Origin of the sequence: Methylorubrum extorquens (assembly GCF_024169925.1) — a bacterium.
Lineage (GTDB): Bacteria > Pseudomonadota > Alphaproteobacteria > Rhizobiales > Beijerinckiaceae > Methylobacterium > Methylobacterium extorquens_A.
In genome coordinates, this window is sequence record NZ_JALJXF010000001.1 from 2,043,099 (window position 1) to 2,069,089 (window position 25,991).

Below are 25,991 nucleotides of genomic sequence, written 5' to 3' on the forward strand. Positions count from 1 at the left end.
ATGGCCGACAGAATTCTCGACGGCCGCGTTGCCGTCGTCACCGGCGCCTCGCGCGGCATCGGCCGGGCTGCGGCGCTCGCCCTGGCGGGGGCGGGGGGCCACGTCGTCGCGGTCGCCCGCACGCAGGGGGGGCTGGAGGAACTCGACGACGCGATCCGCTCCGCCGGCGGCAACGCCACACTGGTGCCTCTCGACCTCACCGATTTCGACGCCATCGACCGCCTGGGTGCGGCGCTCAACGAGCGCTGGGGCCGGCTCGACATCGTGGTCGGCAATGCCGGCATCCTCGGCAACCTGATGCCGGTGAGCCACGTCACGCCCAAGGTCTGGGATGGGGTGATGGCGATCAACGTCACCGCCAACTGGCGCCTGATCCGCTCGTTCGACCCGCTCTTGCAGCGTTCGGACGCGGGGAGGGCGGTCTTCGTCTCCTCGGGCGCGGCCGCGAAGTGCCGGGCCTATTGGGGGCCCTACTCCGTCTCGAAGGCGGCGCTGGAGGCGATGGTGCGCACCTATGCCGCCGAGAACGAGCGCACGCGGGTGCGCGCCATGCTGCTCAATCCGGGTCCGCTGCGCACGAGCATGCGCGCGGCGGCGATGCCGGGCGAGGATCCGGCGACGCTGAAGACCCCGGAGGAACTGGCCCCGCATTTCGTGCGCCTCGCCTCCCCCGAATGGAACGAGACGGGCAAGCTCTACGATTTCCCCAGCGACCGGGTTCTCGCCTTCTCCGCACCCCAGTAACGGGGTCCGGGGCCAAGGCTCCGGCGGGCTTGCGGGCAGAGCCCGCTTTCTTTGTTTTTCAGGTTTCAGCCATGATCGACGTCCGCTGCATCTGCGCCATCGGCCAGCGGGGCCAGCTCGGCCTCAACGGGCAGCTCCCCTGGGAGGGCAACACCGATCCGCTCTTTGTCGAGGACGTGACGCGCTTCTTCGCGCTCACCATGGGCCATGTCCTGATTGCCGGCCCAAAGACCGTGGCCTCCGTGCCCGAGTTCGCGTTCAAGGACCGCACCATCGACGTGATCCGTTCGCACGAGGATCCGGAACAGGTGCTGGCCCGCTATCCCGGCCGGCGCATCTTCGTCGGCGGCGGCATCGCGGTCTGGAACGTGTACGCGCAATACATCCAGCACTGGGACGTCACCCGCCTCCCCTACGACGGCGAGGCCGACCGCTGGTTCGATCCGGCCTGGCTCGTCGGCGGACCGCTGCGGCGCTGATTTCCCCCCGACCGGCCCCACCTCGCATCCCCGCTGCCGCATGGCGGTTCCGGCCGGCATTCGCTAAGGAGGCTCGGCCGACGCCGTGAGCGGCGACGGGCGAGCGCTAAGGTAGGATCGGATGAGCGGAACGGACCCGAGAGCCGGCGACAGCGAAGCCACCGCCGATTTCGGCTACGAGCGCGTGCGCCTCTCCGAGAAGCAGGCCAAGGTGGACGACGTCTTCCGCTCGGTCGCGCGCCGCTACGACCTGATGAACGACCTGATGTCGGGCGGGCTGCACCGGCTCTGGAAGTCGCACCTGATCTCGATGCTGCGCCCGTCGCGCACGCGGCCCCACCAGCATCTCGATGTGGCCGGCGGCACCGGCGACATCGCCTTCCGCACCCTCGAAGCGGGCGGCCCCGAGACCCACGTCACCGTGCTCGACATCAACGAGGCGATGCTGCGGGTCGGCGCCGAGCGGGCCGGGCACAAGTACGACGGCCGCATCGATTTCGTCACCGGCAACGCCGAGACGCTGCCCCTGCCGTCGAACCATTTCGACAGCTACACCATCGCCTTCGGCATCCGGAACGTGCCGCGCATCGACGTGGCGCTGCGCGAGGCGCACCGGGTGCTCAAGCCGGGCGGGCGCTTCCTGTGCCTGGAATTCTCGCGGGTCGATCTGCCGGTGCTGGAGAAGATCTACGACGCCTACTCCTTCCACGTGATCCCGCGCATCGGCGAGCGGGTGGCGGGCGACCGCGAATCCTACCAGTACCTCGTCGAGTCGATCCGTAAGTTCCCCTCCCCCGACTCGTTCGCCCGGATGATCGAGACGGCGGGCTTTGCCCATGTCAGCCACCGCCGGCTCTCCGGCGGCATCGTCGCGATCCATTCCGGCTGGAAGATTTCTTGAGCTCGGCCGCGAAGGGTAGGCGATGATGCTCGGCGCGGTCTTCCACCTCGCCCGCGGCGCCCATGTCGGCTTCGTGCTCGCCCGCGAGGGCGGGCTGGCGCTGATCGACCCGGCGCCCTTGCCGCCGCATCTGCGGCTCGCGCTGAAGCTCGGCCGCTCGCTGGAGCGGCGCGGCATCGCGACGGCCCCTGGTGCCAGCCCGCTGGAGCGGGCGCTGACCCGGCTCGGCCCCTCCTACGTCAAGTTCGGCCAGTTCCTGGCGACGCGGCCCGACATCGTCGGCATGGCCGCCGCGCGCGATCTGGAGCGGCTTCAGGACCGGGTTCCGCCCTTCCCGCAGGGGGTGGCGCTGCGGGTGGTGGAGCAGGAGCTGGGCAAGCCGGTCCCGGTCCTGTTCACCGCCTTCAGCGAGCCGGTGGCCGCGGCGTCCATCGCCCAGGTCCACAAGGCGACGGTGCTCGACGCCGACGGCACGCAGCGTAACCTCGCCGTCAAGGTGATGCGGCCCGGCGTGCGCGAGCGGTTCGCGCGCGACATCCAGGCGATGCGGTTCATGGCCCGCATCGTCAGCGCGCTCCTGCCCGATGCCGAGCGCCTGCGCCCGCGGGAGGTGGTCGAGATCCTGGCCCGCTCCGTCACCATGGAGATGGACCTTCGCCTTGAAGCGGCGGCGATGTCGGAACTCGCGCAGAACACCGCGGGCGACACGGATTTCCGCACGCCGCGCCCCGAATGGGCCCTGACCTCGCGGGACGTGCTGACAAGCGAGTGGATCGACGGCGTACGCCTCAACGACCGCCCCGGCATCGTCGCGGCCGGCCACGACCCGAAGGCGCTCGGCCGCACGGTGATCCAGTCCTTCCTGAGGCAGGCGATCCGCGACGGGTTCTTCCACGCGGACATGCATCCGGGGAACCTGTTCGTCGATCCGCAGGGGCGGCTGGTGGCCGTCGATTTCGGCATCATGGGCCGGCTCGGCCACGCCGAGCGGCGCTTCCTCGCCGAGATTCTTCTGGGCTTCATCACCCGCGACTATCGCCGCGTCGCCCAGGTGCATTTCGAGGCCGGCTACGTGCCGCGCCACCATTCGGTGGACGATTTCGCGCAGGCCATCCGGGCGATCGGCGAGCCGATCCACCAGCGCCGGGCCGACGAGATCTCCATGGCCAAGGTGCTCACGCTGCTGTTCGACGTGACCGCCCTGTTCGACATGAGCACCCGCACCGAACTGGTCATGCTCCAAAAGACCATGGTGGTGGTGGAGGGCGTCGCCCGTTCGCTCGACCCGCAGCTCGACATGTGGACCGGCGCCGAACCGGTGGTGCGCTCGTGGATCACCCGCCATCTCGGCCCCGTCGGCCGGATCGAGGGCGGCGCCCGCGCGGCGCTGACGCTCGCCGAGGTCGTTTCCGACATTCCCGACATCGCGCAGCGCATCCGCCGCATCATGATCCGCCTCGACGAGGAGGGATCGCAGAACATCCAAGTGATGGAGCGGATCGCCCGGCTGGAACGGCGGCGGGCGATCTGGGCGACGGTCGCGCTATGGGGGATCGCGGTGGGGGCGCTGGTGCTGGCCTTCCGGTGAGAGATCCTCTCGCACCTTGACGCGCGCGCTCCGATTCCCCGTTCTGCCTTCATGTCGTCTCCGTCTCCCAAGCCCCTCGCCGGCCGCCGCATCCTCCTGATCGTCGGCGGCGGCATCGCCGCCTACAAGGCGCTCGATCTGATCCGGCGCCTGCGCGAGCGTGGGGCGCAGGTGCGCCCGCTGCTGACCGACTCGGCCCAGGAGTTCGTGACGCCGCTGGCCGCCGCCGCGCTCGCCGGGGAGCGGGCGCATACCGACCTGTTCGACCGGGAGAGCGAGGCCGATATCGGCCATATCAAGCTCGCGCGGGATGCCGACGCCATCGTGGTGGCGCCGGCCACCGCCAACCTGATGGCGCGGATGGCGACCGGCCACGCGCCGGACCTCGCCGCGACGGTGCTGCTCGCCACCACCCTGCCGATCCTGATCGCCCCGGCCATGAACGTGCGGATGTGGCTGCACCGGGCCACGCAGCGGAACCTCGCAACCCTACAGGCGGATGGCGTCGCGGTGGTCGGGCCCAACGAGGGCGCGATGGCCGAGGCCGAGTTCGGCCCCGGGCGGCTGGCCGAGCCGCACGAGATCGCCGACGCCCTCGAAGCCCTGCTGTCTCAACGTTCGGGGGGCCAAGGCCTGGGATTCCTGGCCGGCCGCGAAACCCCGAAAAAGCTGCTGGCGGGGCGGCACGTGCTCGTTACCTCGGGGCCGACCCATGAGCCGATCGATCCGGTGCGCTACCTCGCTAACCGCTCCTCGGGGCGGCAGGGCCACGCGGTCGCCGCCGCCGCGGCCGAGGCTGGCGCCCGCGTCACCCTGGTCTCCGGGCCGGTGGCGATCCCCGACCCGGCGGGCGTCACCGTGGTGCGGGTCGAGAGCGCCCGGCAGATGCTCGCCGCGGTCGAGGCGGCCCTGCCCGCCGATCTGGCGATCTTCGCCGCCGCGGTCGGCGACTGGCGCCCAGCCGAGATGCGGGCGGGCAAGATCAAGAAGGACGGCAGCCTGCCGCCGCCGCTGCAACTGGTCGAGAACCCGGACATCCTCGCCACCATTGCCGGCCGCGCCGAGGGGCGCCCGCCCCTCGTGGTGGGCTTTGCCGCCGAGACCGACGACGTGATCGCCAACGCGCAGCGGAAGATCGCGCGGAAGGGCTGCGACTGGATCGTCGCCAACGACGTCTCGGCGGAGGGCGGGGTCATGGGCGGCACCGAGAACACCGTCCACCTCGTCGCCCGCGACGGCGGCGTCGAGAGCCGCGTCGAGACGTGGCCGAAGCTCGGCAAGGAGGAGGTCGGACGGCGGCTGGTGGCGCGCTTTGCCGAGCTGCTGGCAGCGAAATCGCGATGAGGCTGACCCGCCGCGGCGCGTACGCCGTACTGGGCGAGCCTCGTCTTGGATATCAAGGCTAGAACGCGCCAGTCGCCCAGCAGACAAAAATGTTCCCCGGCGCGGGACCTTTAAGTTTTCTTCTGCTCAGCTTGCCCTCTTCGGACCAGAGCCCAGATCCTCCTCCACGTCATTCACAGCGACAGGAGCGACATCATGGCCAAGGCCGACCGGCACAGCATGGGCCCCGGCGCGCAGGGCAAGGGCGACGGCAGCGGCGCCATGACCGATCTGCCCGAGGGCATCCTCGGCGAGAACGCGGTGCTGAGCAACCGCGACAAGTCCCAACACTCCGACGAGCGCGGCCTCGACAGCCGCCACGTCCAGACCGAGCAGTACCACGACCATGTCGGCGCCCGGCAGGTCGATGACCAGGACGGCGAAAGCGACGACGCGGCGGAAGCCAATTCCAGCGGCCTCGCCGGACCGATGACGAACACCTCGGGCGACGCCGGCAGCCTGCGCGACAAGCCGGGCGGCTGAGCCGTTGCATCGAGGGGCGAGGGGCAAGCTCGGCCCTGCCCCTCGCTCGCCCGCGGTCAGATCTGGCGCAGGAACAGGGCGGTCGCGGCGGCGCGGCGAATGAGGGGGTTGCGCGCGTAGATCCAAGTCGGACCGCCCTGGATCACGTTGCGGCTCAAGGCCCGCTTGAAATCAAAGACGCCGCGGTTCCCGGCCGGATCGACACCGCCGAAATCGAAGCGGCGGACGCCTTCCTGACGGGCGCGCTCGATGATCCGCCAGACGGCGAGGGTGGCCGCACCGGTCGACCGGGCCCGCTCGTCCGACGCCGTGAAGAAATCGGTCCAGCGCTCGCGCGCGGTGTGGACGATGCGCACGAGGATCGGCTCTCCGCCCTGGCGGATTTCGAGGAAGAGCAGGTGCGGGTCGGACGCCGCGAGGTCGCGATAGGCGGCCGTGTCGAGGTCACTCGAGAAGCCCTTGCGCTGCTGGAGGGCGGCATACATCCGCACGAAGGTGTCGAAGGCCCGCAGCCGCTCGTCCGGGTCCGTCAGGAAGACGGCGGTGAGATCGGACTGTCCCGTCGCCTTGTTGACCTCCCGCCGCCAGCGCCGGTCGGCCGCGGCCAGGATCGCGTCCGTCTCCGGTGTCAGGTCGAGTTCGATCGTGTGATCCTGAGCCCCGACGACGGGCACGAAGCCGTGCGACAGCAGGGCGGTGACCCCCTCCGGGTCCTGGGGCCGGTAGCTCTTCACCGCGAGCAGGTCCGCCGGGCGCAGGGCGAGATGGTCGAGGAAGGCGGTCATCACCGCTTCCGCCCGGAACTGCCCACGCATCGTGAGGACCGGCCCGCCCTGCACGAGGATCCGGCGCACGGGGCCGGTGCGGCGCTCCTGATACTGGATGTAGGCGAGATCCGCGCCGTTGTCGTTCAGGGCGACCTGCCGGACGGTCCATCCGAGCCGGCTCTTGTAGCGGCCCCAACTCCGGGACGTGTAGAGGTTGGCGGCCGGGTGCTGCCAGAGGATCTCGTCCCAATCCTCGGCCTCCGAACGGTCGATGACCGCGACCTGAGCTGTCATGAACCGCCCTCTTCTGTCCGCTCGCCCGATCCGCCTGCCGGGCCCACCTCTCCCGGGCGGCGGCCCAGCCACGCGATCAGGCTTGGCCGTATCGCGCCCGAATGCCCAACGTCATCGCAGGCGAATGTATCCGCTTGCCGGGCGGCCCCTGCGTAGTTTGCCCCGGCCGCCACAGGTGCATGACGCCGCGGGCAGGAAAACGGCTTTTAGGAAACGGCTTGCGGCCGGAGGATCCGGGCGGCTTGATGCGGATCGCGCAACAAGCCGCGCCGGGGGAGGATCGTCATGGCGGATGACAGCGGGTCGGCGGGCGCGCGGGCGGAACGGCTGGCGCGGTTCCAGCCGGCCTCGGGGATGGCGACGCCGCGCTTCTCGGGCCTTGCGAGCTTCATGCGGCTGCCGGTGCTTGATCCCGCCGAGGCCGTGGGAAAAGGGGCAGGTGAAGCGGCGGGGCGGGTCGAGATCGGCCTGATCGGCATCCCCTTCGACGGCACCACCACGGGTCGCCCCGGCGCCCGGCACGGCCCGCGGGCCGTGCGCGAGGCCTCCACCGGCACGCGGGCGCTCAACCACGCCACGGGGGTGGCGCCCTACGCTCTGGCGGCCTGCGCCGATCTCGGCGACGTCCCGGTCAACCCGGTGGACGCCGCCGAGACCGCCCGGCGCATCGAGGCGTTCTACCGGCCGCTCGCCGAGGCCGGGATCGTGCCGCTCACGGTGGGCGGCGACCACTTCATCACCTATCCGGTGTTGCGGGCGCTCGGCGCCGCCCGGCCGCTCGGGCTGATCCACATCGACGCCCACAGCGACACCGACGACGCGCAGTATGGCGGGTCACGGCTCACCCACGGCACGCCGTTCCGGCGCGCGGTCGAGGCCGGGGTGCTCGACCCGCGGCGCTGCATCCAGATCGGCATCCGCGGCAGCATGGATGCGGCCGACGAGCGCGACTGGGCCCTGGCGCAGGGCATGCGCATCCTGACGATGGAGGAGGTCTGCGCCCGCGGCCTGCCGGAGGTGGCCGCGGAAGCCCGCGCCGTCGTGGGCGAGGGCCCGACCTATCTCAGCTTCGACATCGATGCCCTCGACCCCGCCTTCGCCCCCGGCACCGGCACGCCGGAGATCGGCGGCTTCACCACCCGCGAGGCGCTGCACCTGCTGCGGGCCCTGCGCGGCCTCGATCTCGTCGGGGCGGACGTGGTGGAGGTCGCCCCTCCGCTCGATTCCGCCGGCATCACGGCGCTGGCGGGCGCCGGCATCGCCTTCGAGATCCTGTGCCTGCTGGCGGAGCGGGTCGCGGCCCGCGGCTGATCGTGCCGCGAAGAATTCGGTACTTCGAAAAGGCGAGCCTTTTCGCGGGTCCCCCCCGCAGAGCCCTGGGAAAGGACATCGGGGCGCCGCCCCGATACCCCGCCAAAGGGATGATCCCTTTGGGAGCCCGGAATCAGCCCTGGACGGAGGGTCCGCCTGCGGCGCCGCCGGCGCGGAGGACGATCGGGCGGTAGACCCGGAGCAGGTCGGGATCGAGCTGGCCGGCCTGGGCCTGCATGATCGCGGCGGCCTCGGCGGCGGGCAGCGGCGGGCGGTAGACCCGGCGCTCGGTCAGGGCCGAGTGGACGTCGCAGATCGCCACGAGCCGCACGAGATCGCTGATCTGCGGCCCCTTCAATCCCTCCGGATAGCCCGATCCGTCGAGGCGCTCGTGGTGGTAGCGCACCACGTCGAGGATCTCGGGCTCGAAGGCGGTCTCCTTCGCCAGCAGATCGGCGCCGAGCGCGGCATGCGTGCGCATCACCGCCATTTCGTCGGGCGTGAGCGGGCCCGGCTTGTTGAGGATGGCGTGGGGGATCAGCGCCTTGCCGACATCGTGCAGGAGCGCGGCCTTGGCCAGCCTCTGCCGGTCGTTCGGGGAAAAGCCGAGTTCGGCCGCGAAGGCAGCCGCGAAGCCGGCCACGCTCAGGGAGTGCTGGTAGACCTGGATGTCGTGGCGCCAGACGAGATCGAGCCAAGCGCGGATGCCGACTTCGGAGACCGTGTCGAGCACGATCCGCGTGCCCTCCTCCGCTTCCTCCGGGCTCGGCGGACGGCCGGCGGCGGCCTTGTCGAACAGGCGGGTGAGGAGGCTGGTGGCCCGCGCCACACGCAGCTCGGGTGGGCGGTCTGCCGCTCCCTGAACGCGCGCGGGCGCCATGCGGCGCGCCGCCCTCCCCTCCGCGACGAGGCGCGTGAGCGTCGGGACGATGCCTGCGGATTGGCGCGGATCGATCACCGTCGGCGCGCCGAGCACCGTCGCGGCTGCCGCGTCCTGAGCCGCGTTGCCGCGGGCGAGATAGAGGCAGGGCAGCCCGCTCTCGCGGATGTTCGTGGTGAGCCATCTGATCCAGGCCCGCCCCCGGTCGGTGACACGGTCGGCGGATAGATCAGCGGCGATATCGACGACGAAGGCGACGGGCCGGCCGGACGGCAAGCCGGCGCCGGGCTCGATCACGCGGCAGGGCAGGACGAGGGCAATGCCGCGGGCCAGCCGCTCCGCCCGCTCGCGGCGGTCCGAGACGAGAACGACGACATCCTCGGAGCGCGCGTCCCGGCCGCGTTCGCGTGCGTCCTGGCCTCCGTGTCGGTCTCGAGGTTCCCGCATCGATCATCCATCGGCCGCAAGGCCCATGGTGGACGCGAAGCGGTGTTCCACTCCGGATACAACAAAAGTGTTGCGAAAAGCTTCGCACCGCCCGGGCGATGCAACCCTGACGTATTCGCCCAATGCAGAGCTTTGGGGCCAATACGGCTGTAGTCTCACCGAAAGCCCCTCCGCGTTTCGCGCCTGCAAGGGATCGTCGGACGATGTCCAGTCCCCGGATTTGGCACCAACGTCCAAGACCCTTCACCTCCGGCCCGGGCCGGCGCACCCAGCCCGCAAACGACAGCCCCGCGGTCTCGGATACAATCTGTTCGATTTGGTTGGGATAACATTTCGCGCTGTGACCGAGCGCGCCGCATCACTCGGCGGCGGTCGGCCGACGGGCAAGACCGGCCGCGTTGGCGGGCGGACCCGGACGATACGCCGCCTCTTCCTCCGGCTCGTCCGCCCCGCCGACGAAACGGCCGAACAGGCGCACGAACAGCTGCGACAGGTCGTCGACCAAAAGGAAAATCGCCGGCACGAAGACGAGCGACAGCCCGGTCGAGACGATCAGCCCGCCGATCACCGCCACCGCCATCGGCGCGCGGAACTCGCCGCCGATGCCGAGCGCGAGCGCCGAGGGCACCATGCCGGCGGCCATGGCGATGGTGGTCATCACGATGGGTCGCGCCCGCTTGCGCCCGGCATCGACGATGGCGGTGACGCGATCGACGCCGCGGGCCATCTCTTCGATGGCGAAATCGACCAGCATGATCGCGTTCTTCGTCACCACGCCCATCAGCATCAGGATGCCGATGACGACCGGCATCGAGATCGGCATGTGGAAGATCAAGAGCCCGAGGATCGCCCCGCCGATGGAAAGCGGCAGCGAGAACAGGATCGTGAGCGGCTGGAGGAAGTTGCCGAACAGCAGCACGAGAACGCCGAACACCATCATCAGCCCGGCGCCCATGGCGAGCGCGAAGCCTTCGAACACCTCGCCCATCACCTCGGCGTCGCCGGTCTGGCGGATGGTGACGCCCTCGGGCAGGTTCGTGGCGGCGGGCAGGGCCATCACCTGCTCGATGATCGAGCCAAGCGCGTCCGAGCCCTGGAGATCGCCCTCGACGGCGACGCGCACGGTGCGGTCGTAGCGATCGATGGCCGTGGGGCCGCGCCCCAGCGTCAGGTCGGCCACGGTGGCGAGCGGCACCGCCGCACCCGCCTTCACCGGCACCTTCAGGCTCGCGATCTCGGGCAGTTGCCCGCGCAAGGATTCGGGCAGCATCACCCGGATCGGGATCTGGCGGTCACGCGCGTTGAACTTGGCGAGGTTGGCCGCGATGTCGCCGATGGTGCCGACCCGCACCGTCTCGGCGATGACGTCGGTCGAGACGCCGAGATCGGCGGCGACCCCCGCCTTCGGCGTGATGCGGATTTCGGTGCGGTCCAGCGGCGCGGTCGAGATCAGGTTGACGAGGTGGGGCACGCCCATGGCCTCGCGCTGGAGGCGGGCGGCGACATCCGCGACCACGGTCTTATCGGGTCCCGAGACGATCAGCGCGAATTCCCGCTGCCCGCCCTCCTGCAGCGACCAGAAGCGGATATCGGGGACTTGGCGCAGGACGTTCGCGATTCTGAGATCGACCTGCTTTTGCGTCAGCGCCCGCTCGCTCTTCGGGGTGAGGTTCACGGTGAGGCTCGCCAGCCGCACCTCCTTCTTGCCCGGCAACTGGCGCCCGCCATCGACGAAGACGGAGCGGATTTCGGGCATCAGGCGGAGGGTCTCGACCAGACCGTCGGAGAGGCGCTGCGTGTCGTCGAGCCGGGCGCCGGGGGGCAGCTCGACCACGAACATCGTGCGCGCCGCGTCCTCCGCCGGGATGAAGCCCGCGGGCAGCAGCCGGGTCGAGGCGATCGAGCCGGCAAAGCAGGCGAGACCCAAGGTTAGCGTCAGGTATTTGTGCCGCACCGACCACGCCACGAGGCGGGTATAGGCGCGCATCACCGGCCCCTCGCGCTCGTGGTCCGGGCCGTGGTCGCGCAGGAAATAGGCGGCGAGCAGCGGCGTGATGAGCCGCGCGACGAGCAGCGACACGAACACGGCCGCCGCGATGGTGAGCCCGAACTGCTTGAAGTACTGGCCGGCGATGCCGGGCATGAAGGAGACGGGGGCGAAGATCGCGATGATGGTCGCGGTGATGGCGATGACCGCGAGCCCGATCTCGTCGGCGGCCTCCAAGGCCGCGCGGTAGGCGGTTTTGCCCATCCGCATGTGGCGGACGATGTTCTCGATCTCGACGATGGCGTCATCGACGAGGATGCCGGTCACCAGCGTGATCGCGAGCAGGCTGACCGCGTTGAGCGAGAAGCCGAGCGCGCTCATGGCCCAGAAGGTCGGCAGCACGGAGAGCGGCAGCGCAACCGCCGCGATCAGGGTGGCGCGCCAATCCCTCAGGAACAGGAACACCACGATCACGGCGAGCGCGGCACCCTCCAGGAGGCCCATCATCGCCGAGTGGTAGTTGCCGATGGTGTTGACGACGCTGGTGTCGATCAGGTCGAAGCGCACCCCCGGATTCTCGGCGTGCAGCGCCTCGATGCGCCGGGCCACGGCGACTGCGACCTCGGCGTCGCTCGCCCCCATCGCCCGGGAGATGGCAAAGCCCACCACCGGCTCGCCGTTGAAGCGGGCGAAGGTGCGCGGCTCCTCGGCCGCGTCCATGAGCGTCGCCAGTTCGTCGAGGCGCACCTTGCGCCCGCCCGGCACGACGATGGAGGTCGCGCCCAGCATCTCCAGGCTCGCCGAGGCGCCGAGAGTCCGGATCGACTGCTCGCCGCCCGCGAGTTCGCCGCGCCCGCCGGCCATGTCGGCGGAGGTGAGGCGCAACTGCCGGTTCACGTCGGCGGCGGTGATGCCGAGCGCGAGCAGCCGGTCGGGTTTCAGGGTCACGCGGATCTCGCGGGCCACACCGCCGAGGCGCTCGACGCCGCCGACCCCCTTCACCCCCTGGAGCTGGCGGGCGACCACGTCATCGACGAACCACGACAGGTCTTCGGGCGTCATCGCCGGAGCGGAGGCGCCGTAGATCATGATCGGCAGGCCGGCGATCTCGACGCGGCTGATGATCGGCTCGTCGATGGTGCGCGGCAGGTTGATGCGGATCTTCGAGATCGCGTCCTTCACGTCGTTGACGGCGCGGTCCTGGTTCACCTCCAGGCGGAACTCGATCGTGGTGATCGAGGAGCCTTCCGAGATGGTCGAGAGGATGTGCTTGACCCCCTTCACCCCGGCCACCGAATCCTCGACCCATTTCGTGACCTGGGTCTGCAACTCGGACGGGGCGGCCCCGCTCTGCGTGACCGTCACCGAGACGATCGGGATGTCGATGTTGGGAAACCGGGTGATCGGCAGGGAGCGGAAGCTGACGAGGCCGAGCACCATCAGCACGAGGAACAGGACGAGGGAGGGGATCGGCTTGCGGATCGCCCAGGCCGAGACGTTGAGGCGCATGCTATGATCCTCAGCGGGCCGCGGCCGCCCGGGCCGTCGGCGGGACGGGCCGCACCCGGTCTCCGTCGCGCAGGAACGAGCCGGCGCGGGCGACCACCGCCTCCCCGGTCGCGATGCCGGAGCGCAGTTCCGTGAAGCCTTCGGCCGAGAGGCCGGTCTCGACCCGGCGGGCGGAGACGCGGCCGTCCGAAACCGCGAGCACGCTGGCCGAGCCGTCGGCGGCGTAGAGCACGGCGGCGAGCGGCACCGCCACGCCCTCGCGCCGGGCGACCTCGACCCGGCCGCGGGCGAAGGCACCGATATGCAGCGCCGGGTCGGCGTCCAGGCGGATGCGGACCCGGCCGAGCCGCGTCGCCCGGTCGACCTCGGGATAGACCCGGCGCACGGCGCCAAGCGTCACGCGCCCGTCCTCCCATTCGAGCCGCGCCGGGGCGTCGGCCCTGAGCCGCGGCAGGGCGGATTCCGGCACCTCGCCCTCCAGCTCGATCTCGCCGCGGGCGATCAGGCGAAACAGCGGCTCGCCGACCGCGCTCGCGGTGGCGCCGACCCGCGCCGTGCGGCGGTTGACGAGGCCGGCCTCCGGGGCACGGATCTCGGTGCGGGCCCGGCGCAGGCCGATCTCGCGCCCCTGCGCCCGCGCCGCGGCGAGATCCGCCTCGGCCAGCGCCAACCCGGCCCGCGCCGCCTCGAGCCGGCCGTCGGCGCCCTGCGCCGCCGAGACCCGCTGCTCCAGGGTGACGGCGGTGGCGTTGCCGGTCCGCACCAGCGCCTGCGCCCGCTCCAGGGCTTGGCGCGCCTCGGTCCGGGCGGCCTGGACCTGGACGATCTGGCTCTTCGCCTGGAGGATCGCGGCCTCCGCCTTCGCGGTGGCCGCGAGGTTGGCAGCCTCCTGCGTCTCGATCATCTCCAGCGAGAGCCGCGCCAGCACCGCGCCGCGCTCGACCCGGTCGCCCTCCTCGACCAGCAGCGCGACGATGCGCAGGCCCTCGACCTCGGGGGCGACGAGGATCTCGTCGCGGGGAACCAGCGTCCCGGTCACCACCGCCCGCTCGACGATCTCCCGGCGCTCGGCGGGGACCACGCTCACCGCGGGCAGGAGCGCGGCGGGATCGGGCACCCCGGCCGCAGGCGGCTCCTCGGCGGCGCGGGCCGGCGGGGTCGTCTGCAAGGTCGCGAGCACGAGGGCGGCGAGGCCCATCGCGGCGGGATGGAAGAACAAACGGGCCGGCATCGCGAATCGCCTCATGGGGCGCGCCGATGCGCCGCAGCCTGCTTGTCCGCCGCAACCGGCGATTTCGTGGCGGATGGCGTGGCAAGCTTCTCCCCGGCCGAAGTCTGTGAAAGATGCCGCAGGCAGACGCGATCGACGGCGTGTTCCGAGATCAGTCGCTCCCGAGAGGCGGCGGACGCCTCTTCACTTCGCTCAAGGTTTCGCCGAGACCTCGCTTGCAACCGGCTCGGCCTCGCCGGGTTATCCCGTCAAGAGATTTCCGACGAGGGACGGTTCACGATGAGCATCTTCCAGATCCGGCAGAAGACGAGCGGCGCGATCCTCTGGACCGGCAGTGCCGACGACGAGCGCACCGCCCTCGACGCCATGGCCCGCGAGGCCGGCTATTCCGATTCCTCCGCGCTGCCCGACAGCGTGCGGGCGGGGGGCTTCGAGACGGCCCGTCTCGACCTGATCTCCTGAGATCCGGCCCGGCATCCCCCACGACATCCTCGACCAGGGGCGTCCGCTTACGCGGGCGCCCCTTTCGATTCGGAGGTTGCGTCACTCGCACAGGCTCCGGTTGATCGCGTCGGGCCGTGCGGACGTCGCGGCACGGTACGAAGAGGAAACCGCCTCAGGCGCAGCAGCCGTCCTGCGCCGACACGTGCGTCTTGGCTGCCCCCGGCACGGATCGATCCGGAATCCGCTCCGCAACCGGCTCCAGGCGGCGGGCCTGCAGGCGGTCGCGGCCATTTGCCTTGGCCTCGTAGAGCGCCGTGTCGGCGAGCGCCATCAGGGTGTCGAGCCCGGCCGGGCCGCCGGTGAACAGGGCGGCGCCGAGGCTGATCGTGGCGCCGGTGGGCAGGCCCCTGCCGCCCTCGCGGGCCATGCGGTCACGGATCGCCGCGCCGAGCCTGGACGCCGCCGCCGCGTCGAGACCCGGCACGAGGAGCACGAACTCGTCCCCGCCGAGCCGCGCCAGGATCGCATCGCGCGGCAGGCAGGCCTCCAGCACGCCGGTGAGCGCCACGAGGATGCGGTCGCCGACGGCGTGGCCGAAGCTGTCGTTGACCGTCTTGAACCGGTCCACGTCGAGCAGCAGCAGGGCACCGGGCTGGCGCCGGGCGGCCATGTCGCGCAACGCCTCCGCGGCGCGGCTCTCGAAGGCACGGCGGTTGAAGGCGCCGGTGAGGGGATCGCGCTCAGCCAGCGCCGTCATCGCCTCCTCCCGGCGGCGGCGCACCGCGGCAGCCATCAGAAGCGCGAGCAGCATCTCGACGAGAATGCCCTCGAACAGCGAGACCTGGATCAGCACCCCCTTGAAGCCGACGAGGCTGACGAAGGCGCCCGGCACGGGCACGAGCAGCGCCTTGGCGGCGTAGAAGGTGCCGTGGGCGAGGAAGACGGCGCCCAGCGCGTCGGAGGCCGCGGTGCGCTCCGGGAAGGGCGTGCCGGTCCGCGACAGCAGGAGGTGGGCAGCCCGCAGGGCGGCGAGGGCGACGAGGCCGGAATTGGTCATCGCGAAGGCCGGCGTCGGGTCGATCCCCGCCGGCAGGAGCAGGAGCCCGGCCCAGGCCAAGAGCAGGCCCCACCAGAGCCGTGAGATCCGGCGCCCGGTGAAGCGGGCGGTGCCGAACAGGAACAGGAGGTGGGCGACGACGAGCAGGCCGTTGGCGAACCAGACCCCGACGAGGAAGGAGGCGGCGCGGGCCGGCGAGAGCGAGCAGCCGAGGACGATCGTGGCGAAGCCCGCGCTCCACAGCAGCAGCGCGGGGCTGCGCAGGGTCCGCCACTCGACGGCCAGGAAGCCTGCGGCGGCCGCGGCCGCCGCGAGGCTCATGACAAGCATGGTGACCACATCCATGGCTATCTCGAACCCGCGCAACGGTGACGTTCCGCGCCTCGATAGCAGCCTCCGTTGAACAAAGCGTTCCGCAGCTTGACGTTTGCGCCCGTCGCCCCAGTCACACCCTTCCGGGCGATGCCAGGCTATTGTTTTTGCCTCGTCTTATTTCGAAAGCCGGCAACCACCTTTCGGGGCGGTGCCTCGCATCTTTCGCAGAAGGCTCCGTGCAGGATCGGTCAGTTCGCGTGGCCGATCCGCATGCGGTAGGCGCCGTCGGCGCTGCGCTCGAACACCTCGGGGATGCCGGCATGGCGCAGGGCCTCGCCGGAGGTGTCGGGCACGAGATTCTGCTCGGAGACGTAGGCGACGTACTCGCTGTCCGCGTTCTCGGCGAGCAGGTGGTAGAACGGCTGGTCCTTGCGCGGCCGGACGTCCTCCGGAATCGCGAGCCACCATTCCTCGGTGTTGGCGAATTCCGGGTCCACGTCGAACACCACGCCCCGGAACGGGTAGATCCGATGCCGGACCACCGCCCCGAGGCCGAATTTGGCGGTTCTCATGCTGGTCTGGGTCATGACCGATAGATAGGCCTCGCAGCCCTTCCGTTCCAACGCGCGGCCAGCATGCGCGACGATCAGGGCAGATTGTAGACCTTGGCGAGATCCGGGTCCTTGTCGGCCACGAGCCGGGCGAGATCGACGATGACCTTGGCCTGCTTCCAGGTGGCGTCGTCCTGCATCTTGCCGTCGATCATCACCGCGCCGGTGCCGTCGGGCATCGCCTCGACGATGCGGGAGGCGAAGTTCACCTCGGCCGGATCGGGGGCGAACACGGTCTTGGCCAGGGCCACCTGGCTCGGATGCAGGGTCCAGGCGCCGGCGCAGCCCATCAGGAAGGCGTTGCGGAACTGCACCTCGCAGGCGGCCGAATCGGAGAAGTCGCCGAACGGGCCGTAGAACGCCTTGATGCCGTTGGCCATGCAGGCATCGACCATCCGGGCGATGGTGTAGTGCCACAGATCCTGCTGGGCGGAGGCGCGGGCTTCCTCGCCCTTCGGATCGGACAGCACCCGGTAATCCGGGTGGCCGCCGCCGACGCGGGTGGTCTTCATGCCGCGGGACGCCGCGAGATCGGCGGGGCCGAGGCTCATGCCGTGCATGCGCGGCGAGGCGCAGGCGATGGAATCGACGTTGGCCACGCCCTCCGCCGTCTCGAGGATGGCGTGGACGAGGATCGGCTTCGTCACCCCGTGGCGCGCCTCGAGCTGGGCGAGCAGCTGGTCGATGTAGTGGATGTCCCAGGGCCCCTCGACCTTCGGCACCATCACGACGTCGAGCTTCGCGCCGACCTCGGCGACGAGGGTGAACAGGTCGTCGAGGATCCAGGGCGAGTTCAGGGCATTGATGCGGGTCCACAGGCCGGTGCCGGAGGCCGCGAAATCGGTGGCCTTGGCCATCTCAACGAAGCCCTTGCGCGCCGCCTCCTTCTGGTCGGCGGGGACCGCGTCCTCCAGGTTGCCGAGCACCACGTCCACCGTCTTGGCGAGTTCGGGCACGCGGGCGCGGACCTTCTCGTTGTGCGGCGGCACGAAGTGGATCATCCGCTCGAGCTTGATCGGCAGTTCGCGGAACGGCTCGGGCGCACCCGCGGCGAGCGGCTGGAAGAAGCGGCGCGGCAGTTTCATCGGCTCTCGGTCTCCGGCTTCGTGAAGGACCTTGGCGTCGGCCCTTCGCTTATGCCTTTGGCGTTAGAGCACGGTGCCCCCCGGCGTAAAGCCGACCTTGGTCCTCCCCTCGGCCCTGTGATCGGCTCCGAGCGTCGCCCGATCCCCGATCCGGCGGATCGTGCGCCCCCGCACGGCCCGGACCCGCTACCGGGCACGGGCCCGTGCCGCATCCGACCGTGGATGATCCGAAAGCAAAGATTGCGCGGCGAGCCAAATCGTCCGACTCTTCCCGAGCTCTTATAAGTCTTCATCAAGGTCTTTCTCGTTTTCGCCTCTTCCGCCCGGATGCCCGGACAGGCTGCGGGGGTGCGCACGGGACGAGCGAAACGGCAAAGCTTGCCCGGCGAAGCATTCGCCGCCGCGCAGACGGGACGGAACGGACCGCCGCGAGCCGTGTTTTCCGGCCGAGGCGGGCTGTCGAACATCGTCGGGAGACGTACGTCGATGCCAAAACTGTTCAACGAACCGATCATGCAGACTTTTCCGTCCGGCCCGCGCAGGGGCGGGACCTTGGCTGGCACCTTGGCCGGCATGCTGCTCGCGCTGACCCTGTCGCAGGGGGCGCTGGCCGGGCCGGCGGCGAAGAAGACCGCCGACGCGCGCCCGGACTACACCGCCGCCCAGGCCGCGACCGCGCAGCCCGAGGGCCTGCCGGCCTCGGTGCGGATCGCGGGCGACGACACGCGTGCGTTCCAGTCGCTGATCGACGGGGCGCCCCGCGCCGCCGATCCCTGGCTGGTGCTCTCCGGCGGCGGCGAGAACGGCGCCTTCGCCGCCGGCCTTCTGGCGGGCTGGGCGGAGCGCGGCGACCGCCCCGATTTCGGCGTCATCACCGGCGTCTCGACCGGCGCGCTGATCGCCCCCTTCGCCTTCGCGGCGCCGACGCTCGGCGACCGGGCCGACGCGGCGCTTCGCGAGAACTACACCGAGATCTCGGCGGCCGACGTGTTCGAGTTCGGCGGCACGCAAGACGCGCTCACAGACACCTGGCCGCTCAAGCAGCGGATCGGGCGCGCGGTGACGCCGGCCCTGCTCAAGGCGGTGGCGGCCGAGCATGCCAAGGGCCGCCGTCTGCTGATCGCCACGACGCAGGTGGACAGCGAGCGGCCGGTGCTGTGGGACATGGGGGCGATCGCCCAACGCAACGCCGAGACCGGCGACCCGCGGGCGCTGGCCTTGTTCCGCTCGATCGTGCTCGCCTCGGCGGCGGTGCCCGGCGTCTTCCCGCCAGTGGAGATCCCCGCCGACGTGAAGGAGGGGGCGAAAGCCAAGCCTGTCACGGAGTTGCACGACGACGGCGGGGCGATGGCCCCATTCTACCTCGCGCCGGCCGCCGCCCTGGAGGGGGAGACGCGGCTGCGCCTGCCGACGAACCGGGTCTACCTCGTCGTCAACAACCGGCTCGAGCCGGAATTCCAGATGGCCTCACGCACCACGCTCTCGGTGCTCGGCCGCACCATGTCGGCGGCGATCAAGGCGCAGACCCGCGCGGCGCTCGCGCTCACCAAGGGCTATGCCGCCCGCACCGGCCTGGATCTCCGGATCGCCCTCATCGACGGGCGCTTCGCCAAGACCTCAGAGAAGCCGTTCGACCAGCCCTACATGAAGGCGCTGTTCGCCTACGGCGAGGCCCTGGCCCGCGAGGGCGACGCCTTCGCCCAGGCGAACCCGCCCGCGACGGCCCAGGGGCCGGACCTTGGCAAAGGTCTCGACAAGGGTTTTGGCCTGGATCGGACCGAGGCGACGGAATCGACCGGTTCCGTCGCGGCCTCGCGCTGACACGGCGCGGATCCACGGCGCTCCTTCGGACGGGACGGTCGCGCACGCGGACGACATCGGACAGGGCTCGGAGGCGGCTCCGTGCGGGCCGCCTCTTCGTGTTTTCAGGGCGCACCGCCGATCCGTCTTCCCTTACGCCTCTTCCGCATCGGCCGGGGCGTAGACGGCCTCGCCCAGGCGCTTCAGCGGACCGCCGGGGCCTGAGCGCTTCCAAAGCCGGGTGTTGAGCGCCGCCACCGGATCCTGCCCCGGCAGGGCAAAGCCCTGCTCGGTGATCCGCGCCAGAATCTCGCTCGCATGCATCGGGCGGCCTGCCTCCTCCAGGACGGCGAGCACCGCCTCGATTACCGCCCGGCCGTAGCGGCGGGCCAGCACCGTCTCCGACAGGCCTGCCTCACCCTCGGCCGGCGCGGGGACAGCCGGTGCCGCAGGCCTCTCGGGCGCCGCGGAGGGCGGAGCCGGAGGGGCAGCGGCCGGCGCCTGCACCGGTTGCGGCGCGGGGGCCGGAACGGGGATGGGGGCGTCCGCTCGTCCATCCGCGTCCGGCGAGGCCGGGCTACCGAGGCGTCGGCCGAGATCGAGGTAGAGGAGGAAATCGGCGATCTGCCGCTCGATCGCGTCGCGCTGCCGACGCAGCACCTCCAGCCGCGCAAGTGCCTCGGCTTCCGACAGGACCATGCCGGCCCTCCTCATCGTTCATTCCCAACGAGGGGAATTTCTCCGACGGGAAGATGCCATGGAATAACCGGGTAGGCGAGTTCTTTCTATTCCATCCAAGGCGTTTCCTGCTCGAAACACGGAATGGAGGGGGCGCGCTGACCCGCGCGATGGACGTCTGTTTGAGCGCGGTTTTCCGAGGTCATACCAAATCCGGGTGATCCCTTCGGGATGGCGGATTTGGGCTTCGGCGGGATCCCATCACGCTGGCGTGATGGGATCCCTCCTCAGGCGCCGCGCGGGCTTGCTGATACGCTCCCCGTGCTGCGGCGCCCAGCGAACGCGTCGCCTTGAAGCTGGCAGGAACGGTCGTTCGCGGACCAACTCCCTTCAGGAAGACGAGTCGCGGCGTGTTTCGAGGCTGCGATCGCAACACCTCGGCGAGGGAAGCCTTCAGGGGTTCGGAATGGGCAGGTCATTCGGCCCCAAAGACGGAATGGACCGTTCCCAAGCGTGGAGGCCGTCGGCTTCCCTGCCTGAAACTTTTGATATTCCGTACCGTACCCACCACGACGGCGGGCATATGGAATATTCCAAATCAAGATGTTCCGAAAATTCCGTCAGGCGCGGGCCGCACTCGCCGTCGCGCGCGCGGTGCGGGCGGCCTTGGGCGGTACCAGCAGGCTGCCGGGATCGGCCGGGTGGAGCAGCATGCCGCCCTCGTCGAGGTCGATCCGCAGCCGCGGGAACACCTCGAGCAGGCCGGCGAGATCCGCCTTGAAGGCTTGGCGGAAGCTGCGCAGGCTGGCGTTCTCGGCGCCAAACTGGCGGTGCAGGTTGTCCCAGGTCAGCCGCAGGGGGCGCTGCAGGGCGCGCAGGCGGTAGCCGGTCCAGAACAGGAGGTCGAGCTTGCGCGCCGAGCCGGAGAAGGCCCGCGCGGCGCGGATATCGACCGGCAGGGCGTGCCGGATCAGGCTGTCGTAGAAATCCTGATGGAACGAGACGGTGCGCTGCCAGACGAGGCCGTCATCGCCGCGCCGCCACAGTTCGAGCTGGCGGAAGGGCGGCACGTTGAGGGTCGAGGCCTGTCCCTCCCCGTCCCACAGGCCGAGTTGCATCGAGCAGGCGGCGAGCCGGTTGAGCTGTTCCTTGAAGGCGCCGATGGTGCCGCGCTCGCCGCCGGTGACGGCAAACCCCATCGCCTTCATGAAGCCCGAGAGGCTGTCGGCGACTTCGATGACGGGGCTCCTCTGGCGCACCGCCTCGGTGCAGAGATGCAGGAGCACCAGCCGGGCCTTGGGGCCGTAGGGCAGGCCCTGCAGCTCCATCTCGCCGGTGATCGGGTTCTTCAGGCGTCCCGCCGAGAGGCTGAGCGAGTTGCGGCCGTATTCCCGCACGAAGTCGCGGGCGTCGCCGGGATCGCGGTAGGGCAGGCCGCACAGCGCGAGCACCGAGTGCAGGTGCTGGAGGTTTTCCGGACCGGTCGGCTCGCTCTCGATCACCTCGCGCACGGCGTCGCGGCGGCGGCGGTCGCGGCCCATGGCCTCGCGGGCCTCGGCCTGCGCGCCCTCCTGGGCTCGAGCGGCGTCGCGCTCGCGCTGGCGGAACAGCAGGTGCTCGACGATCGGCGCGAACAGGAACCCGCCCCGCGCCGCCTCCAGCTCCGCCTGCAGATCCGGGTCGCGGATCGCGGCGATCTTGGCCTCAAGCCCCGACATCGCCTGCCCTCAAAGCCTCCCGCTGCGTGTCACGTCGTGTTCGCCTTACCGCAGGCTCCGGACGGAATCGTCGGAAGCACCCTCAGGGCCGCAACCGATCTGTCACGATTCGGCTCCGCGGAGTCCCGTGGCCTTTCGGAGTTTTCCCGGGAATCCACGCTTCGGCTCCCGAGTCCTGCACAGGCACGTCGTCCGCGGTCGGAAGCGGGGCCGATTTCGGACACGCAGAGTTCCATACGCCCGCCGGCCGGCCCGAATCCGCCCGCGCAGAGTTCAATACGCCCCTCGCCTGCCCCCCGGCCCCGGACTTGTCCCCGCTCTTCCCCGGCCAAACCGGTTTTGCACGCTGAATCGGGTACGGGCCCACGCAGAATCCGATGCGACAGGCCCAGCCCTCCACGCAGAATCCGATGCGGTTCCGCGCAGAGTTCGATGCGGTTCCGCGCAGAGTTCCATGCACAAAGGGGCCTCAAGTCACGGGCGGATCACGACTTTTCCGCCTCCCTTATAACCTGCTGAACTGACTCACTGAGAATCCTTAACAGATAGCTTTCCTAGGGAGGGTAGAGCTGCGTTCGCCAAACCGAACGGGATCTTTTTCTCTTCTTTTCAAAAGGAATAAACGGAATTTTGCACAGGCTGTGCCCCTTCTCTCCCCGATCGAAGGCCCGCGAAGCGGCACTGCGCGGCAGCGGCGGACGGTCTATGAGCAGTGGCTTGGCTGAGGCCGGGCTTCCTGCGGGATTGGGGGATGAGAGCGATGGACGAGGCGCCGATCGACAGGCTGCTGACGCTGATGGCGCGCCTGCGCGATCCGGAACGGGGCTGCGCCTGGGACGTGCAGCAGAGCTATGCCAGCATCGTCCCCTACACGATCGAGGAAGCCTACGAGGTCGCCGACGCGGTCGAGCGCGGCGACCGGGCCGATCTGCGCGACGAACTCGGCGATCTGCTGCTCCAGGTCGTGTTCCAGGCGCGGATCGCGGAGGAGGAGGGCGCCTTCTGCTTCGACGACGTCGCCGAGGCGATCTGCGCCAAGCTGATCCGGCGCCACCCGCACGTCTTCGACGCGTCCGGAGGTTTCCTGCCGCCCGAGCGGCGCCCGACCGACCCGGCGGCGATCAAGGCGGCCTGGGAGACGATCAAGGCGCGGGAGCGCGCGGAGAAGGCGGCGGCCGGGAAAGCGGAAGCGGCGGGACTGCTCGCCGGCGTCTCGCGCGCCCTCCCCGCCCTCGCCCGGGCCGACCGGATCTCGAAGCGGGCAGCCGGCGTCGGCTTCGATTGGCCGGACGCGGCCCAGGTCCTGGCCAAGGTGCGCGAGGAGGCCGACGAGGTCGAGGAGAGCTTGGAGAAGGGCGAGCCGGAGGCGGTGTTCGAGGAGATCGGCGACCTGCTGTTCTCGGTCGCCAACCTCGCCCGTCACGCCGGCGTCGATCCGGAGGAGGCGCTGCGGCGCGGCACCCTCAAGTTCGAGCGCCGCTTCACCGCCATGGCCGCCCGGCTCGCCAGCGAGGGCCACGCCCTGGAGGACACCGCCCTCCCCGCGATGGAAGCCGCGTGGCAGGCGGTGAAGCGCGACGAGAAGGCGTGAGGTTCAGGGGATCCCGAAGGGCCTCAGGCCCTTCGGCGGGTTCTGAGGGCGGAGCCCTGAGATCGGCGACGCCGCTTTGTAGGGCTCCGCCCTGCACCCGCGAAAGGACGTGTCCTTTCGAAATCTTCGATCGGGGGCTCAGCCCTTCGCCCGCGGGCCGCCCTTCTTCGGGGCCTTCGGCTCCGGCGCCTTCGGCTTCAGGCGCTCCAAGACCTGCTCCAGGGCGCGCTCGACCGCCGCCTGCTCCGGCGGTGTGGCACCGTCTTGCGGGCGATTCGTCGGGTTCGAGTCGCGGCTCTTCGGCATGGGCGCAAGCCTAGACAGGGTTGCCAGGCGAAGACCACCGATTCAGTCCGTTTCAATACGTGCCGGGGGCCTTTTCCTCAGAGAAAAGCCTTTTGCGCGGCCGGGTTAATCTTAACGAGATACCCTGGGATCGCCCGTTTTTCGTGTCGTGAAGGGCCAATCGATGACGTGGACGGCGTAGAGCGCCCACCACACCATCACCGGCTGAAGCGCGAGGCGGGGGCCGTGATACCACCACGTGTCGGGAATCGGCGGCACGGCGATGCCCTCCACCGCCTGCTTGATGTTGGCCGGGAACACGCAGACCGCGTAGAGCGCCAGCATGATGCCGGCGAGCCGCCGCAGCCGCGGCACGAACAGCGCCAGCGCACCCGCGATCTCGCACAGGCCGGTGCCGATCACCACGAGGCGCGGCTGCGGCACCCAACCCGGCATGATCGGCAGGAAGCGCTCGGTGGCGGTGAGGTGGACGACACCGATGAAGCCGTAGAGGCCAGTCAGTCCGGTGCGCAGCCAGCGGCGGTCGTCGCACATCCCGGGACGCTCAAGCGGACTTGCCGTCCTCGGAGTCCGGCTTGTTCTCCCCGGCGGAAGAATTGCCGCGCGCGGCCTCCTCGGCCTCGGTGCCGGCGCGGTCCATCGGCCCTGCCTGCGATTTCAGCCGGCCCGTCGCCGGGTCTTTGGGCGAGACCGCGGCCCCGTTGCTCTGGTCGCGCTGCTCGTCCGCCATGCCAGCCTCGTCATTCGCGTGGAATCGTGACGGGGCAACGTGCGGCGCGCGGGGCGGTTCGCCCCGCCCCTAGACCGCGATGCCGTGCAGATCGTAGGCATCGGCCCGCTCGATCTTCACGGTGACGATGTCGCCGGGCCGCACCGGGCGGCGCGAGGCGACGTGGACGCTGCCGTCGATCTCCGGCGCGTCGGCCTTGGAGCGGCCGCGCGCGCCGGTCGGACCCACCTCGTCGATGATGACTGACAAGCGCTTGCCCACCTTCGCCCGCTGCAAGCGCAGCGAGACGTGGTTCTGCGCCTCCATGAAGCGGCGCTTGCGCTCGGCCTTCACCTCCGGCGGCACCAGCAGGCCGAGATCGTTGGCGGTGGCGCCGCGGACCGGCTCGTACTCGAAGCAGCCGACGCGCTCGAGCCGCGCCTCGCGAATCCAATCGAGCAGTTCCTCGAACTCGGCATCGGTCTCGCCGGGGAAGCCGACGATGAAGGTCGAGCGGATGGCGAGATCCGGGCAGATCTCGCGCCAGCGCCGGATGCGGTCGAGTTGGCGTTCTTGGTTGCCCGGCCGGCGCATGCGCTTGAGCACCGAGGGGCTCGCGTGCTGGAGCGGCATGTCGAGATAGGGAAGGATCTTGCCCTCGGCCATCAGCGGGATGACCTCGTCGACATGCGGGTAGGGGTAGACGTAGTGCAGCCGCACCCAGGCGCCGAGTTCGCCGAGTTCGGAGGCCAGATCGTAGAACCGGGCGCGCACTTCCCGGTCCCGCCACGGGCTCGACGCGTAGCGCGTGTCGATGCCGTAGGCCGAGGTGTCCTGAGAGACGACGAGCAACTCCTTCACCCCGGCTTTGACGAGCTTTTCCGCCTCGCGCAGCACGTCGCCCGCCGGGCGGCTGACGAGGTCGCCGCGTAAGCTCGGGATGATGCAGAAGGTGCAGCGGTTGTTGCAGCCCTCGGAAATCTTCAGATAGGCGTAGTGGCGCGGGGTGAGCTTGACCCCCTGCGGCGGGATCAGGTCGAGGAACGGATCGTGGGCGGGGGGCACCGCCTCGTGCACCGCGGCGACCACCGACTCGTAGGCCTGGGGGCCGGTGACGGCCAAGAGGTTCGGATACTTCTCGCGGATCTCCTCCGGCTGCGCGCCCATGCAGCCCGTCACGATCACCCGGCCGTTCTCGGCCATGGCCTCGCCGATCGCCTGAAGCGACTCGGCCTTGGCCGAATCGAGAAAGCCGCAGGTGTTGACGATGACCACGTCCGCCCCGTCGTGGCGGCGGCTCAGCTCGTAGCCCTCGGCCCGCAGATGGGTGAGGATGCGCTCGGAATCGACGAGCGCCTTGGGGCAGCCCAGCGACACGAACGAGATCCGCGGCGCGGCGGCGCCCTTGGGGTCCGAGGGAGAGGCGGTTGCGGTCATGACGGCCCGTTGGGGCGGCCCTCCGGAACGGAGGTCCGCGCGTCCTGCATCGAGAGCGGTGGATGCGCCGGTATAACGGCATTGGGGCGCGGTTGCGAGCGTGGCCGGTCGCTTCCCGTTTTGCCGCACCGCGAGGCTGGCCGTTATCGCGTGGCCCGGATCGCCTCGCCGACGCTCGCGATCACGACGGTGGTGGCCCAAGCCGTCATTGCGCAGCGTCAGCCGGAGTGGTCCAG

At 70.4% G+C, this 25,991-nt stretch carries 23 protein-coding genes; 10 read left to right on the forward strand and 13 right to left on the reverse strand.

The features are described 5' to 3' along the window. From J2W78_RS09620 to J2W78_RS09645, 6 genes are all read left to right on the forward strand, one after another. On the forward strand, positions 1 to 744 hold the full coding sequence (locus J2W78_RS09620) for an SDR family NAD(P)-dependent oxidoreductase (protein WP_253370068.1): 744 nt from the start codon (positions 1 to 3) through the stop codon (positions 742 to 744). Positions 745 to 815: 71 nt separating this feature from the next. After that, complete coding sequence (locus J2W78_RS09625) at positions 816 to 1,223, forward strand: dihydrofolate reductase (RefSeq protein WP_253370070.1); 408 nt, start codon at positions 816 to 818, stop codon at positions 1,221 to 1,223. A 121-nt stretch (positions 1,224 to 1,344) separates the two neighbouring features. After that, the gene (gene ubiE / locus J2W78_RS09630; RefSeq protein ID WP_253370073.1) at positions 1,345 to 2,124 is read left to right on the forward strand and encodes a bifunctional demethylmenaquinone methyltransferase/2-methoxy-6-polyprenyl-1,4-benzoquinol methylase UbiE; all 780 of its coding nucleotides are present in this window, start codon (positions 1,345 to 1,347) and stop codon (positions 2,122 to 2,124) included. A gap of 25 nt (positions 2,125 to 2,149) precedes the next feature. Further along, on the forward strand, positions 2,150 to 3,712 hold the full coding sequence (gene ubiB, locus J2W78_RS09635) for a 2-polyprenylphenol 6-hydroxylase (protein ID WP_253374009.1): 1,563 nt from the start codon (positions 2,150 to 2,152) through the stop codon (positions 3,710 to 3,712). Positions 3,713 to 3,763: 51 nt separating this feature from the next. Then, positions 3,764 to 5,056, forward strand: a complete 1,293-nt coding sequence (coaBC, locus tag J2W78_RS09640; protein ID WP_253370075.1) for a bifunctional phosphopantothenoylcysteine decarboxylase/phosphopantothenate--cysteine ligase CoaBC — start codon at positions 3,764 to 3,766, stop codon at positions 5,054 to 5,056. Between the two features lie 195 nt (positions 5,057 to 5,251). Continuing rightward, positions 5,252 to 5,578, forward strand: a complete 327-nt coding sequence (locus tag J2W78_RS09645; protein WP_253370076.1) for a hypothetical protein — start codon at positions 5,252 to 5,254, stop codon at positions 5,576 to 5,578. Between the two features lie 56 nt (positions 5,579 to 5,634). Here J2W78_RS09645 and J2W78_RS09650 read toward each other — a convergent pair whose 3' ends face one another. Beyond that, a complete protein-coding gene (locus tag J2W78_RS09650) occupies positions 5,635 to 6,639 on the reverse strand; it encodes a lipid II:glycine glycyltransferase FemX (protein WP_253370078.1) in 1,005 nt (334 codons plus the stop codon). 285 nt (positions 6,640 to 6,924) lie between these two features. On the opposite strand from J2W78_RS09650, the gene speB reads away from it, so the two are divergent. Continuing rightward, positions 6,925 to 7,950 carry an agmatinase gene (gene speB / locus J2W78_RS09655; protein ID WP_253370080.1) on the forward strand — a complete coding sequence of 342 codons (1,026 nt, stop codon included), beginning with the start codon at positions 6,925 to 6,927 and terminating at the stop codon, positions 7,948 to 7,950. 133 nt (positions 7,951 to 8,083) lie between these two features. Here speB and J2W78_RS09660 read toward each other — a convergent pair whose 3' ends face one another. The 3 genes from J2W78_RS09660 to J2W78_RS09670 all read right to left on the reverse strand — a co-directional run bounded on the left by J2W78_RS09660 (position 8,084) and on the right by J2W78_RS09670 (position 14,004). Next, the gene (locus tag J2W78_RS09660) at positions 8,084 to 9,277 is read right to left on the reverse strand and encodes an HD-GYP domain-containing protein (RefSeq protein WP_253370082.1); all 1,194 of its coding nucleotides are present in this window, start codon (positions 9,275 to 9,277) and stop codon (positions 8,084 to 8,086) included. A 358-nt stretch (positions 9,278 to 9,635) separates the two neighbouring features. Then, positions 9,636 to 12,773, reverse strand: a complete 3,138-nt coding sequence (locus tag J2W78_RS09665; protein ID WP_253370084.1) for an efflux RND transporter permease subunit — start codon at positions 12,771 to 12,773, stop codon at positions 9,636 to 9,638. Positions 12,774 to 12,783: 10 nt separating this feature from the next. Then, positions 12,784 to 14,004 (reverse strand): efflux RND transporter periplasmic adaptor subunit, encoded by a 1,221-nt coding sequence (locus J2W78_RS09670; RefSeq protein ID WP_253370085.1) that lies wholly within the window; start codon positions 14,002 to 14,004, stop codon positions 12,784 to 12,786. A 279-nt stretch (positions 14,005 to 14,283) separates the two neighbouring features. Between J2W78_RS09670 and J2W78_RS09675 the strand changes: the two genes are divergently transcribed. Next, on the forward strand, positions 14,284 to 14,466 hold the full coding sequence (locus tag J2W78_RS09675; RefSeq protein WP_253370088.1) for a hypothetical protein: 183 nt from the start codon (positions 14,284 to 14,286) through the stop codon (positions 14,464 to 14,466). A 154-nt stretch (positions 14,467 to 14,620) separates the two neighbouring features. Here J2W78_RS09675 and J2W78_RS09680 read toward each other — a convergent pair whose 3' ends face one another. The 3 genes from J2W78_RS09680 to J2W78_RS09690 form a co-directional block, all read right to left on the reverse strand. Then, complete coding sequence (locus J2W78_RS09680; RefSeq protein WP_253370089.1) at positions 14,621 to 15,850, reverse strand: GGDEF domain-containing protein; 1,230 nt, start codon at positions 15,848 to 15,850, stop codon at positions 14,621 to 14,623. A gap of 218 nt (positions 15,851 to 16,068) precedes the next feature. Beyond that, positions 16,069 to 16,407 (reverse strand): heat shock protein HspQ, encoded by a 339-nt coding sequence (gene hspQ / locus J2W78_RS09685; protein WP_253370091.1) that lies wholly within the window; start codon positions 16,405 to 16,407, stop codon positions 16,069 to 16,071. A 59-nt stretch (positions 16,408 to 16,466) separates the two neighbouring features. After that, positions 16,467 to 17,516: an HpcH/HpaI aldolase/citrate lyase family protein gene (locus J2W78_RS09690; RefSeq protein ID WP_253370093.1), complete on the reverse strand. Its 1,050-nt coding sequence runs from the start codon at positions 17,514 to 17,516 to the stop codon at positions 16,467 to 16,469. A gap of 486 nt (positions 17,517 to 18,002) precedes the next feature. Between J2W78_RS09690 and J2W78_RS09695 the strand changes: the two genes are divergently transcribed. After that, positions 18,003 to 19,337: a patatin-like phospholipase family protein gene (locus J2W78_RS09695; protein WP_253370094.1), complete on the forward strand. Its 1,335-nt coding sequence runs from the start codon at positions 18,003 to 18,005 to the stop codon at positions 19,335 to 19,337. A 132-nt stretch (positions 19,338 to 19,469) separates the two neighbouring features. On the opposite strand, the gene J2W78_RS09700 is transcribed toward J2W78_RS09695, so the two are convergent. Both J2W78_RS09700 and J2W78_RS09705 read right to left on the reverse strand, forming a co-directional pair. After that, positions 19,470 to 20,015, reverse strand: a complete 546-nt coding sequence (locus J2W78_RS09700; RefSeq protein ID WP_253370097.1) for a winged helix-turn-helix domain-containing protein — start codon at positions 20,013 to 20,015, stop codon at positions 19,470 to 19,472. 599 nt (positions 20,016 to 20,614) lie between these two features. After that, positions 20,615 to 21,712 (reverse strand): replication protein RepA, encoded by a 1,098-nt coding sequence (locus J2W78_RS09705; protein WP_253370099.1) that lies wholly within the window; start codon positions 21,710 to 21,712, stop codon positions 20,615 to 20,617. A 760-nt stretch (positions 21,713 to 22,472) separates the two neighbouring features. On the opposite strand from J2W78_RS09705, the gene mazG reads away from it, so the two are divergent. Next, positions 22,473 to 23,303: a nucleoside triphosphate pyrophosphohydrolase gene (gene mazG, locus J2W78_RS09710; RefSeq protein WP_253374010.1), complete on the forward strand. Its 831-nt coding sequence runs from the start codon at positions 22,473 to 22,475 to the stop codon at positions 23,301 to 23,303. 138 nt (positions 23,304 to 23,441) lie between these two features. On the opposite strand, the gene J2W78_RS09715 is transcribed toward mazG, so the two are convergent. The 4 genes from J2W78_RS09715 to rimO form a co-directional block, all read right to left on the reverse strand. Further along, entirely contained in the window at positions 23,442 to 23,609 is a 168-nt protein-coding gene (locus J2W78_RS09715; RefSeq protein ID WP_253370101.1) for a hypothetical protein, read from the reverse strand. Between the two features lie 111 nt (positions 23,610 to 23,720). Beyond that, positions 23,721 to 24,143 (reverse strand): DoxX family protein, encoded by a 423-nt coding sequence (locus J2W78_RS09720; RefSeq protein ID WP_253370103.1) that lies wholly within the window; start codon positions 24,141 to 24,143, stop codon positions 23,721 to 23,723. Positions 24,144 to 24,153: 10 nt separating this feature from the next. Beyond that, a complete protein-coding gene (locus J2W78_RS09725; protein ID WP_253370105.1) occupies positions 24,154 to 24,339 on the reverse strand; it encodes a hypothetical protein in 186 nt (61 codons plus the stop codon). Positions 24,340 to 24,408: 69 nt separating this feature from the next. Next, positions 24,409 to 25,755, reverse strand: a complete 1,347-nt coding sequence (gene rimO, locus J2W78_RS09730; RefSeq protein WP_253370107.1) for a 30S ribosomal protein S12 methylthiotransferase RimO — start codon at positions 25,753 to 25,755, stop codon at positions 24,409 to 24,411. Between the last annotated feature and the right edge of the window lie 236 nt (positions 25,756 to 25,991).